Origin of the sequence: Rhizobium sp. BK650, from assembly GCF_014195325.1 — a bacterium.
GTDB lineage: Bacteria > Pseudomonadota > Alphaproteobacteria > Rhizobiales > Rhizobiaceae > Rhizobium.
This window is the reverse complement of sequence record NZ_JACIBK010000007.1, coordinates 1-12,569: the sequence shown is the minus strand read 5'-3', so window position 1 is coordinate 12,569 and position 12,569 is coordinate 1. Positions and strand designations below refer to the sequence as shown.

The following is a 12,569-nucleotide window of genomic DNA, read 5'->3' as shown; positions in this document are numbered from 1 at the left end:
CGCTCGTTCAAATTCGGGTTCGTAACATCGCAAAACGATCGAACCCGGATTTCCTTCGGGAAATCCGCGCCGATCGCAGGGAATGTCGCGAGTTGGCGCGGTTTAGCGGAATCAGTGCAAAAAAGCAACCGCTCCCGCCAAGTTTATTTTCAAAGCTTTAAAGCTTAGAAAGAATGCGTTCGATCTCGGTTGTAACCTGATCGATATCGGCCATGCCATCCACGGACTTGAGCTTGCCCTTGGCATAGTAGTAGCCGATCAGCGGTGAGGTTTCCTTATAGTAGACCTCAAGACGCTTGGTCATGGTCTCGGCATTGTCGTCAGGACGACGCTTGAAGTGGGTGGAACCGCACTTGTCGCAGACGCCTTCCTTGGCCGGGACCTTGTCCGTATCGTGATAGACGGTACCGCACTCAGCGCAAGAGTAACGGCCAGCCACGCGGCGGACCAGTTCCTTGTCGTCCACACGGAATTCGATGACGACCGAAAGATCGAGACCTTTGGCCTTCAGCATCGCCTCGGTGGCGTCCGCCTGCACCAGCGTGCGCGGGAAGCCGTCGAGGATGAAACCATTGGCACAGTCAGGCTGATCGATTCGTTCGGAGACGATGGCATTGACAATCTCGTCCGAGACCAGATTTCCGGCGTCCATGACAGCCTTTGCGCGCTTACCGACTTCAGTACCGGCCTGAACGGCGGCGCGCAGCATGTCACCCGTGGAAAGCTGGGGAATGCCATGCTTTTCCACGATCCGCTGAGCCTGGGTTCCCTTACCCGCGCCCGGCGGCCCCAAAAGTATAAGTCTCATCGCCCCCTCTTTCCTCCACGCAACTTCGATTTCTTGATCAGGCCTTCGTACTGCTGTGCGATCAGATGGCCCTGGATCTGTGCCACCGTATCAAGAGTTACGCTAACCACGATCAAAAGCGAAGTCCCACCAAGGGATAATGGAATGCCGGTTTGCGACACCAGAATCTCAGGAAGGATGCAGACGAAGACGAGATAGATAGCGCCGAGCACCGTGATACGGGTCAGCACGTAGTCGATATATTCGGCGGTGCGCTCCCCCGGGCGAATGCCGGGGATGAAGCCGCCATGCTTCTTCAGGTTATCCGCCGTGTCCTTCGGATTGAAGACGATGGCAGTGTAGAAGAAGGCAAAGAAGGCAATCAGCGCCGCATAGAGCACCATATAGAGCGGTCGGCCGTGGCCAAGGGCGGCAACGATGGAGGTCGCCCAGGCGGGCATCGCAGTCGTGTTGGCAAAGCCTGCGATCGTCGCCGGCAGAAGCAGCAGCGAGGATGCAAAGATTGCCGGGATGACGCCAGAGGTGTTCAACTTCAGCGGCAGGTGCGAGGTGTCGCCCTGGAACATACGGTTGCCAACCTGGCGCTTCGGATACTGGATCAGCAGACGGCGCTGCGCACGCTCGACGAAGACGATGACGCCGATGACGCCGATCGCAACGACGATGACGGCCAGGATGAGGGTCGTCGACAGCGCGCCGGTGCGGCCGAGTTCCAGTGTCCCGGCAAGAGCACTCGGAAGACCCGCAGCAATGCCGGCGAAGATGATGAGCGAGATACCGTTACCGATGCCGCGCGAGGTGATCTGCTCTCCAAGCCACATCAGGAACATGGTGCCGCCGAGCAGCGTCAGAACCGTTGAAATACGGAAGAACAAGCCCGGATCGACAACAAGGCCGTTGCCGCTCTCGAGACCGACGGCAATGCCGTAGGCCTGCAGGGCGCCAAGTATAACCGTGCCGTAGCGGGTGTACTGGTTGATGATCTTGCGGCCTTGCTCGCCTTCTTTCTTCAGGTTTTCGAGCGCCGGCACGACCGAGGTCATAAGCTGCACGATAATCGAGGCGGAGATGTAGGGCATGATACCGAGCGCAAAGATCGCCATGCGCTGGACGGCGCCGCCCGAGAACATGTTGAAGAGGCCGAGAATGCCGCCGGCCTGGCCCTGGAATGCGTGAGCATAGGCCTGCGGATTGAGACCTGGGAGCGGGATATGAGTGCCCAGCCGGTAGACGAGGAGAGCTGCCAGTGTGAACCACAGGCGCTTCTTAAGATCCTCGGCTTTGGCGAAGGTCGAAAAATTAAGGTTTGAAGCCAGTTGTTCCGCTGCAGAAGCCATGCGTTTCTCCGCGCTACCAATTCCGGGCGCTCTCAGGTCGGCCGGCACCGGAATCAGTATGAATTTCTTTTAAAAACCGGGCTTCGGGTGGATCGCTGGCGCAACCCGATGCCTCACCCTCGTTTTCAGTCTTACCGTCCCGACGCGGATGCGTTCAAGCAGGTTTTCGTGAGGCTCACATATGGGAGCAAAATCGCCCGGTGTGAAGCACCCCGGGCGATATATCATCAGTTTATTATTCTGCCGCTGCGGCAGAAAGAAGCGTTACCTTGCCGCCAGCCTTTTCGATCTTCTCGACGGCAGACTTGGAAGCGCCTGCAACTTCGAGCGTGATCTTGGCCTTGAGCTCGCCATCGGCGAGGACGCGAACGCCGTCCTTGGCGCGACGAATGACGCCGGCAGCCTTGAGAGCAGCTGCGTCAACGGTCGCCTTCGCGTCGAGCTTGCCGGCATCGACGGCAGCCTGGATGCGTGCCAGCGATACGACGACGTAGTCGGCTGCGAAGATATTGTTGAAGCCGCGCTTTGGCAGGCGACGGTAGATAGGCATCTGACCGCCTTCGAAGCCGTTGATGGCAACGCCCGAACGGGACTTCTGACCCTTTACACCGCGACCGCCGGTCTTGCCGGAGCCCGAGCCGATACCGCGGCCGAGGCGCTTGCGGCTGTGGGTAGAGCCTTCGTTATCCTTGATTTCATTGAGTTTCATGATCGTTACTCCGGTCTCACTTCTCGTCGACAACGCGAACGAGATGCTGGACTGCACGGATCATGCCACGAACGGCCGGAGTATCTTCCAGCGTGCGGCGACGGTGCATCTTGTTCAGTCCGAGACCGATCAGCGTGCGCTGCTGGACGTCCGGACGGCGAATCGGGCTGCCGATCTGTTCGATCGTTACAGTTTTCGCTTCAGCCTTCTTGGTAGCCTTGGCCATTGGTCAGCTCCTCTTATTCTTCAGAGGCGTTGCCAGAAGCGGCACGGCGAGCCTGGAGCGTAGCATACTTGATGCCGCGCTGTGCTGCGATGTCCTTCGGGTGAACCTGGTGCTTCAGAGCGTCGAAGGTCGCGCGAACCATGTTGTAGGGGTTCGACGAACCGGTCGACTTGGCGACGACGTCGTGCATGCCGAGCGTTTCGAAAACGGCACGCATCGGACCGCCGGCAATGATACCGGTACCAACCTTGGCCGAGCGCAGCAGAACCTTCCCGGCGCCATGGCGGCCATGAACGTCGTGATGCAGCGTACGACCGTCACGCAGCGGTACGAAGATCATGTCGCGCTTTGCGCTTTCGGTCGCCTTGCGGATGGCTTCCGGCACTTCGCGTGCCTTGCCATGGCCGAAGCCTACACGGCCCTTCTGGTCGCCAACGACGACGAGAGCGGCGAAACCGAAGCGACGGCCGCCCTTGACGACCTTTGCGACGCGGTTGATCGCGACCAGCTTGTCGACGAATTCGCTATCGCGCTCTTCACGGCTCTGGCGGTCTTCCCGCTGCGGCCTTCTTTCCTGTGCCATTGTCCTCTTCCTTTTTCTTTTCCGGGTGCAATCGGCAAACAAAACGAGGACCGCATCGGCTTCCCAAAGGGAACGATCTGCGGTCCGGTGAAATCCGGCCGAGGCTTTCCGAAAGCTTCGGCCGGAAACTGATTAGAAGGTCAGACCGCCTTCGCGGGCTGCTTCTGCCAAGGCCTTGATGCGGCCGTGGTAGATGAAGGCGCCACGGTCGAAAACGACCTCCTTGACGCCAGCCTTCGAGGCGCGCTCTGCAACCAGCTTGCCGACGAGGGCAGCTGCAGCGGTATCGGCACCGGTCTTCAGAGAACCGCGCAGATCCTTGTCGAGGGTCGATGCAGCGGCAAGCGTCTTGCCGGCAACATCGTCGATGATCTGTGCGTAGATGTTCTTCGACGAGCGATGAACCGACAGGCGCGGACGACCATTGGCCACCGACTTGAGATGACGGCGCACGCGGTTGGCACGACGTGCAAGTGCTTCTTTCCTGCTAGCCATTTCGCGTGATCCTTACTTCTTCTTGCCTTCTTTGCGGACAATCCGCTCTTCGGCATACTTGACGCCCTTGCCCTTATAGGGCTCCGGACCGCGGTATTCGCGAATCTCGGCGGCGACCTGGCCGACCTGCTGCTTGTTGATACCGGTAACGACGATTTCCGTCGGCTTCGGCACAGCGATCGTAATGCCCTGCGGCGGCTCATAAACCACGTCGTGGCTGAAACCGAGAGCCAGCTGCAGGTTCTTGCCCTGCATGGCGGCACGGTAACCAACGCCGTTGATTTCGAGCTTGCGCTCGTAGCCGTCCTTGACGCCCTTGAAGATGTTTTCGATCATCGTGCGGGACATGCCCCACTTCGACCGAGCTTCCTTCGTCTGGGAGAGCGGCGTTACGACGACCGCGTTGTTTTCGAGCTTGACGCTGATTTCATCATTCGCGACGAAAAACAGCTCGCCCTTCGGGCCCTTAGCGGAAACCTTCTGGCCATCGACCGTAGCCGTGATCCCAGCAGGCACCTGAACGGGCTTCTTACCGATACGAGACATGTTTCTATCCTGTCTGTTCGCTATGGAGACCCCTGCCCTGTCTTAGAAGACCGAGCAGAGAACCTCGCCACCAACGTTCTGTTCGCGAGCTTGGTGATCGGCCATCACGCCCTTCGGAGTCGAAAGGATGGTGATGCCGAGGCCGTTCGCGACCTGCGGAATGGACTTGACCGAGACATAAACCCGGCGGCCCGGCTTGGACACACGGCCGATCTCGCGGATCACCGATGCGCCTTCATAGTACTTGAGTTCGATGTTGAGCTCGGACTTGCCGTTGCCGAAATCGACGACGGAGTAGCCGCGGATGTAGCCTTCGGCCTGGAGCACATCGAGAACACGCGCACGGAGCTTGGAGGCAGGCGTCGAAACCGACGACTTGCGACGCGAAGCACCATTGCGGATGCGGGTGAGCATATCGCCCAACGGATCAGTCATTGTCATCTAACCTGCTCCTTACCAGCTCGACTTGACGATGCCCGGCACCTTGCCGAGATTGCCCAGTTCGCGCAGCGCGATACGCGACATGCGCAGTTTGCGGTAGTAAGCGCGCGGACGACCGGACACTTCGCAACGGTTGCGAATGCGGGTCTTCGATCCGTCGCGCGGCAGGGATGCCAGCTTGATCGAGGCCTTGAACCGCTCTTCGATCGGAAGAGCCTGGTTCATGATGATCGCCTTCAGGGCAGCGCGCTTGGCGGCCTGGTTTGCGACCGTATTACGGCGGCGCTTGTTCTTTTCAACTGCGCTTGTCTTCGCCATGTCAGGTTCCTTTTCTACGCTCGTCGTTACGGTTACTGACGGAACGGGAAGCTGAACTCCGTGAGGAGCGTGCGAGCTTCGTCGTCGGTCTTGGCCGTCGTGCAAACGATGATGTCCATGCCCCACATCTGATCAACCTTGTCGTAGTTGATCTCAGGGAACACAATGTGCTCCTTGATGCCCATGGCGAAATTGCCACGGCCGTCAAAGCTCTTCGGGTTCAGGCCGCGGAAGTCGCGAACGCGCGGGAGCGCGATGTTGACCAGGCGATCCAGGAACTCATACATGCGGGCGCCGCGCAGGGTGACCTTCGCGCCGATCGGCATGTTTTCGCGGACTTTGAAGCCTGCGATGGAGTTGCGCGCACGGGTGATTACCGGCTTCTGACCAGCGATGGCAGCCAGATCGGCAGCAGCGACGGTCGGCTTCTTCGAGTCAGCCGTGGCTTCGCCCACACCCATGTTGATAACGATCTTGTCGAGCTTCGGGATCATCATCTCGTTGGCGTAGGAGTACTTCTCCTGCAGCGCTTTACGGATCCGCTCAACATATTCCTTCTTGAGCCGCGGCTCGTACTTTGCCTCAGCCATCGATCACATCTCCCGAACGCTTGGCCACGCGGACCTTCTTGCCGTCAACAACCTTGAAACCGACGCGGGTCGGCTTGCCGTCCTTGTCGACGATTGCGACGTTGGACAGGTGAACCGGAGCTTCCTTGGAAATGATACCGGCTTCCTGAGTCTGCGTCTGGCGCTGGTGGCGCTTTACGACGTTGACGCCGCGAACGACGGCGCGATCTTCCTTCGGCAGAACCTGGAGCACTTCGCCAGTGCGGCCCTTGTCCTTGCCTGCGAGCATGACGACCTTGTCGCCCTTACGAATCTTCTGCATCGTTCTCGCTCCTTACAGTACTTCGGGAGCCAGCGAGATGATCTTCATGTGGTTCTTTGCGCGAAGTTCGCGCGGAACCGGTCCGAAGATACGGGTGCCGATCGGCTCTTTCTTGTTGTCGATGAGGACTGCTGCGTTGGTGTCGAAGCGGATGACGGAGCCATCCGGACGACGGATGTCCTTGGCGGTGCGAACGACAACCGCCTTCATCACGTCACCCTTCTTCACACGGCCGCGCGGAATAGCTTCCTTGATCGAAACGACGATGACGTCGCCGATCGAGGCATACTTGCGCTTCGAGCCGCCCAGCACCTTGATGCACATGACACGACGTGCGCCGGAATTATCCGCCACGTCGAGGTTTGTTTGCATCTGAATCATATCAGGTCGCCTTCTTGTTCTTACCGGAATGGTTGGGCAAAGCCCCCTCTTCCGGCTTATGAAAATTGTCTGCCGGCCGCTCGTCACAAGGACAGCGAAAACACGGCAATAGCTTGAATAGCGCGGGGTAGATCGTTGCCAGGGTGGTTTCCCAAACGGGACCTTCCGTGCGCTCAAAGCAAAAGAACGCCCGGCATTCGAGCGTTCCGACGCTGCTTCATACAGAAATTTCCGCGAGACGCAAGGCCTCGCGCAAAATTCTTACTTCACCTGGGCGGAAACGACCGTCCAGCGCTTGTCCTTGGAGATCGGTGCGCACTCCTCGATGGAGACGACATCGCCGATCTTGTACTGGTTGTTTTCGTCGTGGGCCTTGTACTTCTTGGAGCGACGAACGGTTTTCTGCAGCAGCGGATGAGCGAAACGACGCTCAACGCGAACTACGACAGTCTTCTCGTTCTTGTCACCAACCACGACGCCCTGCAGAATGCGCTTCGGCATATTTTTCTTCCTTTAAGCCTTTGCTTCTGCCGCCTTCTGGCGGGCAATGGTTTTGACGCGTGCGATGTCCTTGCGGACTTCGTTGATGCGCGAGGACTTCTCGAGCTGGCCGGTTGCCTTCTGGAAGCGCAGGTTGAACTGCTCCTTCTTCAGGTCGGCAAGCTTGTCCTTGAGCTGGTCGGCCGTGAGGCCGCGTACTTCTTCGGCTTTCATCGTGCCTTCTCCTTACTCTGCGATGCGCTGAACGAAGCGCGTCTTGACCGAGAGCTTGGCCGAGCCGAGGCGAAGCGCTTCACGCGCGATTTCCTCGGAAACACCGTCGATCTCGAACATCATACGACCGGGCTTGACCTTGCATGCCCAGTATTCCACGGAGCCCTTACCCTTACCCATACGGACTTCGGTAGGCTTTGCGGTTACCGGAACATCCGGGAACACGCGGATCCAAACACGGCCGGCGCGCTTCATGTAACGCGTGATCGCGCGGCGAGCCGCTTCGATCTCACGTGCGTTAACGCGGTTCGGCTCCTGAGCCTTCAGGCCGAATTCACCGAAGGCCAGGTCAGAACCGCCTTTGGCTACGCCCTTGATGCGGCCCTTGAACTGCTTGCGATACTTAGTACGCTTTGGCTGCAACATTTTCTAACTTCTCCGAGCTTATCTTTCGCCAGCGCTAATTACGCGTTGTCGCGTTCGCGGCGACGATCGCCACGGTCGCGTTCGCGGCTTGCCGGGCCCTGTGCGTCGCCTTCCAGCGCGCGGCGTTCGGAAGCCATCGGATCGTGCTCAAGGATTTCGCCCTTGAAGATCCAGACCTTGATGCCGCAAATACCGAATGCAGTTTCGGCTTCAGCCGTACCGTAGTCGATGTCAGCGCGCAGGGTGTGCAGCGGAACGCGGCCTTCGCGATACCATTCCGTACGAGCGATTTCAGCGCCGCCGAGACGGCCGGCGCAGGTGATCTTGATGCCTTCGGCGCCAAGACGCATCGCAGACTGAACGGCGCGCTTCATGGCGCGGCGGAAAGCCACGCGGCGCTCGAGCTGCTGGGCGATCGACTGAGCAACGAGCGTTGCGTCGATTTCCGGCTTGCGCACTTCAACGATGTTGAGGTGCGTTTCGGAGTTCGTCATATCCGACAGCTTCTTGCGGAGCTTGTCGATGTCGGCGCCCTTGCGGCCGATGATCAGGCCCGGACGGGCCGAGTGGATCGTGACGCGGCACTTCTTGTGCGGACGCTCGATGACCACCTTTGCGATACCAGCCTGCTTCAGCTCGCTCATGACGAACTTCCGCATCTTCAGGTCTTCGTGCAGGAGCTGTCCGTATTCGGCATTGTCCGCAAACCAGCGGCTATCCCAGGTACGGTTGATGCCAAGACGGAAACCAATCGGATTGATTTTCTGACCCATTATGCGGCCTCCTCTTGTGCCTGCACTTCACGAACGACGATCGTCAGGTGAGCGAACGGACGTTCGATACGCGATGCGCGGCCGCGGCCACGAGCGTGGAAGCGCTTCATGACGATCGACTTGCCGACATAGGCCTCAGCGACGACGAGAGCGTCGACGTCGAGGTCATGGTTGTTCTCGGCGTTGGCGATCGCAGATTCGAGCGTCTTCTTGACGGCGCCTGCGATGCGCTTGCGGGAGAACTCCAGCTCAGCGAGTGCACGATCGACCTTCTTGCCGCGGATAGCCGCGGCAACCAGGTTGAGCTTCTGTGGGCTGACGCGGAGCGTACGGGCGACTGCTTGCGCCTCATTGTCCTTCAGCCGGCGTTCGGCTTTTGCCTTGCCCATTGTTACTTCCTCTTTGCCTTCTTGTCCGCGCCGTGACCGTAATAGGTACGGGTCGGAGAGAATTCACCGAATTTGTGGCCGACCATGTCTTCGTTGACGCTGACCGGAACATGCTTGCTGCCGTTATAGACGCCGAAGGTGAGACCGACGAACTGCGGCAGGATCGTGGAGCGACGGCTCCAGATCTTGATTACTTCTGCACGTCCGCCTTCACGAACCTTCTCAGCCTTCTTGAGAAGATAGCCGTCAACAAACGGACCTTTCCATACTGAACGAGCCATTGAGGACTTCCTCTCTTACTTCTTGCGCTGATGACGCGAACGCATAATGAACTTGTCGGTCGACTTGTTCGACCGGGTGCGCTTGCCCTTGGTCGGCTTGCCCCACGGGGTCACCGGATGGCGACCACCAGAGGTACGGCCTTCACCACCGCCGTGCGGGTGGTCGACAGGGTTCATGACAACACCGCGGTTATGTGGACGCTTGCCGCGCCAAACGGTACGACCGGCCTTGCCGTCGTTGATGTTGGCGTGATCGGGGTTGGAAACGGCACCGATCGAGGCAAGGCAGATGCCGTTTACGAGGCGCTGTTCGCCAGAGTTCAGGCGAAGGATCGCCATGCCCTGGTCGCGGCCGACGAGCTGTGCGTAGGAACCGGCGGAGCGAGCGATCTGGCCGCCCTTGCCCGGCTTCATTTCCACATTGTGGATGATGGAGCCGACCGGAATGTACTGCAGCGGCATCGTGTTGCCGGGCTTGACGTCGACAGCCTTGTCGGAAGCGATGACCTTGTCGCCGGCAGCAAGACGCTGCGGAGCGATGATATAGGCCTGTTCGCCATCGGCATAGCTGATGAGCGCGATGAAAGCCGTACGGTTCGGGTCGTATTCGATACGCTCGACAGTGCCTTCAACGTCGAACTTGCGACGCTTGAAGTCTACCAGACGGTAGCTGCGCTTGTGACCGCCGCCGATGAAGCGGGCAGTGATGCGGCCAAGGTTGTTACGGCCGCCGCTCTTGTTCAGACCTTCGGTCAGCGCCTTAACCGGCTTGCCCTTATAGAGCGAGGAGCGATCAACGATGACCAGCTGACGCTGGCTCGGGGTCGTCGGATTGAAAGTTTTCAATGCCATCTTTTTATACCTCAGAGACCGGTGGAGACGTCGATCGTCTGGCCTTCAGCCAGCGTCACGACAGCCTTCTTCACGTCCTGCTGCTTGCCGACAAAACCGCGAAAACGACGGGTCTTGCCCTTGCGCAGCAGGGTGTTGACGGCCGTAACCTTGACGCCGAAGAGCGCCTCGACTGCAGCCTTGATTTCCGGCTTCGTCGCCTTCTTGGCGACATTGAAAACAACCTGGTTGTTTTCCGATACCAGCGTGGACTTTTCGGTGATCGCCGGAGAAACGATCACATCGTAGTGGCGAAGATCGGTCACTTGAATCGCTCCTCTAGCGCTTCAACGGCAGCCTTGGAAAGCACGAGCTTGCCGCGGCGGACGATGTCGTAAACATTGATGCCCTGGATCGGCAGAACATCGATGTTCGGGATGTTCTGGGCAGCGAGCTTGAAGTTGCCGTCGAGCTCAGCGCCGCCAATGAAGAGGGCGTTGGTCAGGCCAAGCGATGCGAATACACCGGCAAGAGCCTTGGTCTTTGCTTCCTTGGCGACGAGGTCGTCGATGACGATGACGTCGTCAGCCTTGATCTTGGCAGAGAGCGCGTGACGCAGGCCGAGAGCGCGAACCTTCTTCGGAAGGTCGTGTTCGTGGCTGCGAGCAACCGGGCCATGAGCCTTACCACCGCCGCGGAACTGCGGAGCACGAGCCGAATGGTGGCGAGCGCGGCCCGTACCCTTCTGCTTGTACATCTTGGCGCCGGTGCGCGCGACATCGGCGCGGCCCTTTGCCTGATGGGTGCCCTGCTGCTTCTTGGCAAGCTGCCAGCGGATGACGCGGGCGAGAATGTCTTCGCGGGGCTCAAGGCCGAAAATAGCGTCAGAAAGGGAAACCTTCCCAGCGTCTTTGCCCTCGAGGGTCTTGACGTTCAATTCCATTGGTCTGGCTCCCTTACTTCGCTGCCGACTTGACGGCGTCGCGCACGATGATCCAGGCACCCTTGGAACCGGGTACTGCGCCCTTGATGAGGATCAGACCGCGATCTTCGTCGGTCGAAACCACTTCAAGGTTCTGCGTCGTCACGCGCGTCTGGCCCATGTGACCAGCCATCTTTTTGTTCTTGAAAACCTTGCCCGGATCCTGGCGCGAACCCGTCGAGCCATGCGAGCGGTGCGAAACGGACACACCGTGCGTAGCGCGCAGACCGCCGAAGCCGTGGCGCTTCATGGCGCCGGCAAAGCCCTTACCGATCGTCGTGCCGGTGACATCGACGAGCTGCCCAGCAGCAAAGTGACCAGCCTTGAGCTCGGTGCCAATATCGAGCAGGTTGTCTTCCGAAACACGGAATTCCTGCAGCTTGGCCTTCGGCTCAACGTTTGCGACGGCGAAGTTGCCGCGCATGGCCTTGGAGGTGTTCTTCACCTTGGCCTGGCCAGCACCGAGCTGAAGCGCGGTATAGCCGTTCTTTTCTACGGTGCGCTGGGCCACGACCTGGCAGCCATCCAAACGCAGTACCGTTACCGGGACATGCTCGCCGGCGTCGTTGTAGACGCGGGTCATTCCCACCTTCTGTGCAATCACACCTGAACGCATCGGTTCAATCCTTCCAACTCAGCTCGAGCAAGCTCAGAGCTTGATCTCAACATCGACACCGGCGGCGAGATCGAGCTTCATCAGCGCGTCTACCGTCTGCGGGGTCGGGTCTACGATGTCGAGCAGGCGCTTATGCGTGCGCATCTCGAACTGTTCGCGGCTCTTCTTGTCGATGTGCGGGGACCGGTTGACCGTAAACTTCTCGATGCGGGTCGGAAGCGGAACGGGGCCCCGGACGCTTGCACCGGTGCGCTTCGCCGTCGACACGATCTCGCGCGTGGAAGCATCGAGAATCCGGTGATCGAACGCCTTCAGGCGAATGCGGATATTTTGGCCGTTCATTCGACGTTATCCTTGTGTTTGTTTTCCACGTATCTTCGAAAAAGACACGGGTTGTTCTTTCTTCCTAAGGCGGACCACCGGTTTCAAAGATCGAGAGGGCGCCTTCGGCATCCCTATCCAGTCTTCAGGGCCTATTAGCCCACCTTATTGTTTGTTGTAGTCGCCGCTTCGTCATCCAAAGCGGTACGCAAATCGCGCTCGCGCGCCATTTGCAACATTTCTGTGTAATAAGCAAGCGGCTTGCGCCGCTTGCATCATAATAATGTCATCGAATCGGCCGCTCCGGCGGAGCCGCCGAAGGAATTACTCGACGATAGCGGCAACGATGCCAGCACCGACGGTGCGGCCGCCTTCGCGGATAGCGAAGCGAAGCTTTTCTTCCATCGCGATCGGAACGATCAGCTCGACGTCAACCGTGACGTTGTCGCCAGGCATGACCATTTCCGTGCCTTCCGGAAGCGTCACGATGCCGGTCACGTC

Annotated in this window: 23 protein-coding genes and 1 pseudogene; all 24 read right to left on the bottom strand. The window is 59.1% G+C overall.

Translation table 11 applies throughout. The features are described from left to right. Positions 1 to 157: 157 nt before the first annotated feature. Complete coding sequence (locus FHX15_RS17595) at positions 158 to 808, bottom strand: adenylate kinase (protein WP_184399317.1); 651 nt, start codon at positions 806 to 808, stop codon at positions 158 to 160. Continuing rightward, entirely contained in the window at positions 805 to 2,145 is a 1,341-nt protein-coding gene (gene secY / locus FHX15_RS17590) for a preprotein translocase subunit SecY (protein WP_184399315.1), read from the bottom strand. Before secY ends, FHX15_RS17595 begins: the two co-directional genes overlap by 4 nt. A 235-nt stretch (positions 2,146 to 2,380) precedes the next feature. Next, positions 2,381 to 2,854, bottom strand: a complete 474-nt coding sequence (gene rplO, locus FHX15_RS17585) for a 50S ribosomal protein L15 (protein WP_112572293.1) — start codon at positions 2,852 to 2,854, stop codon at positions 2,381 to 2,383. Positions 2,855 to 2,870: 16 nt separating this feature from the next. Next, positions 2,871 to 3,080 (bottom strand): 50S ribosomal protein L30, encoded by a 210-nt coding sequence (gene rpmD, locus FHX15_RS17580; protein WP_007812887.1) that lies wholly within the window; start codon positions 3,078 to 3,080, stop codon positions 2,871 to 2,873. A gap of 13 nt (positions 3,081 to 3,093) precedes the next feature. Then, complete coding sequence (gene rpsE, locus FHX15_RS17575; protein WP_184399313.1) at positions 3,094 to 3,663, bottom strand: 30S ribosomal protein S5; 570 nt, start codon at positions 3,661 to 3,663, stop codon at positions 3,094 to 3,096. A 132-nt stretch (positions 3,664 to 3,795) separates the two neighbouring features. Further along, on the bottom strand, positions 3,796 to 4,158 hold the full coding sequence (rplR, locus tag FHX15_RS17570) for a 50S ribosomal protein L18 (RefSeq protein WP_184399311.1): 363 nt from the start codon (positions 4,156 to 4,158) through the stop codon (positions 3,796 to 3,798). Between the two features lie 12 nt (positions 4,159 to 4,170). Beyond that, entirely contained in the window at positions 4,171 to 4,704 is a 534-nt protein-coding gene (gene rplF / locus FHX15_RS17565; protein WP_184399309.1) for a 50S ribosomal protein L6, read from the bottom strand. A gap of 42 nt (positions 4,705 to 4,746) precedes the next feature. Further along, positions 4,747 to 5,145 carry a 30S ribosomal protein S8 gene (rpsH, locus tag FHX15_RS17560; RefSeq protein WP_112572299.1) on the bottom strand — a complete coding sequence of 133 codons (399 nt, stop codon included), beginning with the start codon at positions 5,143 to 5,145 and terminating at the stop codon, positions 4,747 to 4,749. A 12-nt stretch (positions 5,146 to 5,157) separates the two neighbouring features. Beyond that, the gene (gene rpsN, locus FHX15_RS17555; RefSeq protein WP_018115514.1) at positions 5,158 to 5,463 is read right to left on the bottom strand and encodes a 30S ribosomal protein S14; all 306 of its coding nucleotides are present in this window, start codon (positions 5,461 to 5,463) and stop codon (positions 5,158 to 5,160) included. Between the two features lie 32 nt (positions 5,464 to 5,495). Further along, entirely contained in the window at positions 5,496 to 6,053 is a 558-nt protein-coding gene (rplE, locus tag FHX15_RS17550) for a 50S ribosomal protein L5 (RefSeq protein WP_184399307.1), read from the bottom strand. Next, positions 6,046 to 6,354 (bottom strand): 50S ribosomal protein L24, encoded by a 309-nt coding sequence (rplX, locus tag FHX15_RS17545; RefSeq protein ID WP_132651241.1) that lies wholly within the window; start codon positions 6,352 to 6,354, stop codon positions 6,046 to 6,048. Before rplX ends, rplE begins: the two co-directional genes overlap by 8 nt. Positions 6,355 to 6,366: 12 nt before the next feature. Further along, the gene (rplN, locus tag FHX15_RS17540) at positions 6,367 to 6,735 is read right to left on the bottom strand and encodes a 50S ribosomal protein L14 (protein ID WP_003573790.1); all 369 of its coding nucleotides are present in this window, start codon (positions 6,733 to 6,735) and stop codon (positions 6,367 to 6,369) included. Between the two features lie 261 nt (positions 6,736 to 6,996). Beyond that, positions 6,997 to 7,236, bottom strand: a complete 240-nt coding sequence (gene rpsQ, locus FHX15_RS17535) for a 30S ribosomal protein S17 (RefSeq protein ID WP_184399304.1) — start codon at positions 7,234 to 7,236, stop codon at positions 6,997 to 6,999. Positions 7,237 to 7,248: 12 nt separating this feature from the next. Then, positions 7,249 to 7,449 (bottom strand): 50S ribosomal protein L29, encoded by a 201-nt coding sequence (gene rpmC / locus FHX15_RS17530; RefSeq protein ID WP_007531673.1) that lies wholly within the window; start codon positions 7,447 to 7,449, stop codon positions 7,249 to 7,251. 12 nt (positions 7,450 to 7,461) lie between these two features. Beyond that, a complete protein-coding gene (gene rplP / locus FHX15_RS17525) occupies positions 7,462 to 7,875 on the bottom strand; it encodes a 50S ribosomal protein L16 (protein WP_003573792.1) in 414 nt (137 codons plus the stop codon). Between the two features lie 38 nt (positions 7,876 to 7,913). Then, complete coding sequence (rpsC, locus tag FHX15_RS17520) at positions 7,914 to 8,648, bottom strand: 30S ribosomal protein S3 (RefSeq protein ID WP_184399302.1); 735 nt, start codon at positions 8,646 to 8,648, stop codon at positions 7,914 to 7,916. After that, a complete protein-coding gene (gene rplV / locus FHX15_RS17515; RefSeq protein WP_112572307.1) occupies positions 8,648 to 9,037 on the bottom strand; it encodes a 50S ribosomal protein L22 in 390 nt (129 codons plus the stop codon). The genes rpsC and rplV overlap by 1 nt, the downstream gene beginning before the upstream one ends. A gap of 2 nt (positions 9,038 to 9,039) precedes the next feature. After that, positions 9,040 to 9,318, bottom strand: coding sequence for a 30S ribosomal protein S19 (gene rpsS / locus FHX15_RS17510; protein WP_007531666.1), 279 nt, complete (start codon positions 9,316 to 9,318; stop codon positions 9,040 to 9,042). A 15-nt stretch (positions 9,319 to 9,333) separates the two neighbouring features. Next, positions 9,334 to 10,170 (bottom strand): 50S ribosomal protein L2, encoded by an 837-nt coding sequence (gene rplB, locus FHX15_RS17505; RefSeq protein ID WP_184399300.1) that lies wholly within the window; start codon positions 10,168 to 10,170, stop codon positions 9,334 to 9,336. 11 nt (positions 10,171 to 10,181) lie between these two features. Further along, entirely contained in the window at positions 10,182 to 10,475 is a 294-nt protein-coding gene (locus tag FHX15_RS17500; protein WP_007812862.1) for a 50S ribosomal protein L23, read from the bottom strand. After that, complete coding sequence (gene rplD, locus FHX15_RS17495) at positions 10,472 to 11,092, bottom strand: 50S ribosomal protein L4 (protein WP_184399297.1); 621 nt, start codon at positions 11,090 to 11,092, stop codon at positions 10,472 to 10,474. The genes FHX15_RS17500 and rplD overlap by 4 nt, the downstream gene beginning before the upstream one ends. Positions 11,093 to 11,105: 13 nt before the next feature. After that, complete coding sequence (rplC, locus tag FHX15_RS17490) at positions 11,106 to 11,747, bottom strand: 50S ribosomal protein L3 (RefSeq protein WP_132651235.1); 642 nt, start codon at positions 11,745 to 11,747, stop codon at positions 11,106 to 11,108. Between the two features lie 33 nt (positions 11,748 to 11,780). Beyond that, on the bottom strand, positions 11,781 to 12,089 hold the full coding sequence (gene rpsJ, locus FHX15_RS17485; RefSeq protein ID WP_003547547.1) for a 30S ribosomal protein S10: 309 nt from the start codon (positions 12,087 to 12,089) through the stop codon (positions 11,781 to 11,783). Positions 12,090 to 12,392: 303 nt separating this feature from the next. Continuing rightward, positions 12,393 to 12,569: pseudogene (gene tuf, locus FHX15_RS17480) on the bottom strand (elongation factor Tu); the annotation flags it as partial.

Coding starts and splice junctions, on each gene's coding strand:
- rpsH (WP_112572299.1), bottom strand. CDS start 5,145: ATGACAATGACTGATCCGTTGGGCGATATGCTCACCCGCATCCGCAAT.
- rpmC (WP_007531673.1), bottom strand. CDS start 7,449: ATGAAAGCCGAAGAAGTACGCGGCCTCACGGCCGACCAGCTCAAGGAC.
- rpsJ (WP_003547547.1), bottom strand. CDS start 12,089: ATGAACGGCCAAAATATCCGCATTCGCCTGAAGGCGTTCGATCACCGG.
- rplE (WP_184399307.1), bottom strand. CDS start 6,053: ATGGCTGAGGCAAAGTACGAGCCGCGGCTCAAGAAGGAATATGTTGAG.
- secY (WP_184399315.1), bottom strand. CDS start 2,145: ATGGCTTCTGCAGCGGAACAACTGGCTTCAAACCTTAATTTTTCGACC.
- rpsE (WP_184399313.1), bottom strand. CDS start 3,663: ATGGCACAGGAAAGAAGGCCGCAGCGGGAAGACCGCCAGAGCCGTGAA.
- rplP (WP_003573792.1), bottom strand. CDS start 7,875: ATGTTGCAGCCAAAGCGTACTAAGTATCGCAAGCAGTTCAAGGGCCGC.
- rplR (WP_184399311.1), bottom strand. CDS start 4,158: ATGGCTAGCAGGAAAGAAGCACTTGCACGTCGTGCCAACCGCGTGCGC.
- rpsN (WP_018115514.1), bottom strand. CDS start 5,463: ATGGCGAAGACAAGCGCAGTTGAAAAGAACAAGCGCCGCCGTAATACG.
- rplD (WP_184399297.1), bottom strand. CDS start 11,092: ATGGAATTGAACGTCAAGACCCTCGAGGGCAAAGACGCTGGGAAGGTT.
- rplN (WP_003573790.1), bottom strand. CDS start 6,735: ATGATTCAGATGCAAACAAACCTCGACGTGGCGGATAATTCCGGCGCA.
- rplB (WP_184399300.1), bottom strand. CDS start 10,170: ATGGCATTGAAAACTTTCAATCCGACGACCCCGAGCCAGCGTCAGCTG.
- rplV (WP_112572307.1), bottom strand. CDS start 9,037: ATGGGCAAGGCAAAAGCCGAACGCCGGCTGAAGGACAATGAGGCGCAA.
- rpsC (WP_184399302.1), bottom strand. CDS start 8,648: ATGGGTCAGAAAATCAATCCGATTGGTTTCCGTCTTGGCATCAACCGT.
- rplO (WP_112572293.1), bottom strand. CDS start 2,854: ATGAAACTCAATGAAATCAAGGATAACGAAGGCTCTACCCACAGCCGC.
- rplX (WP_132651241.1), bottom strand. CDS start 6,354: ATGCAGAAGATTCGTAAGGGCGACAAGGTCGTCATGCTCGCAGGCAAG.
- FHX15_RS17595 (WP_184399317.1), bottom strand. CDS start 808: ATGAGACTTATACTTTTGGGGCCGCCGGGCGCGGGTAAGGGAACCCAG.
- rpmD (WP_007812887.1), bottom strand. CDS start 3,080: ATGGCCAAGGCTACCAAGAAGGCTGAAGCGAAAACTGTAACGATCGAA.
- rplF (WP_184399309.1), bottom strand. CDS start 4,704: ATGTCTCGTATCGGTAAGAAGCCCGTTCAGGTGCCTGCTGGGATCACG.
- rpsQ (WP_184399304.1), bottom strand. CDS start 7,236: ATGCCGAAGCGCATTCTGCAGGGCGTCGTGGTTGGTGACAAGAACGAG.
- rplC (WP_132651235.1), bottom strand. CDS start 11,747: ATGCGTTCAGGTGTGATTGCACAGAAGGTGGGAATGACCCGCGTCTAC.
- rpsS (WP_007531666.1), bottom strand. CDS start 9,318: ATGGCTCGTTCAGTATGGAAAGGTCCGTTTGTTGACGGCTATCTTCTC.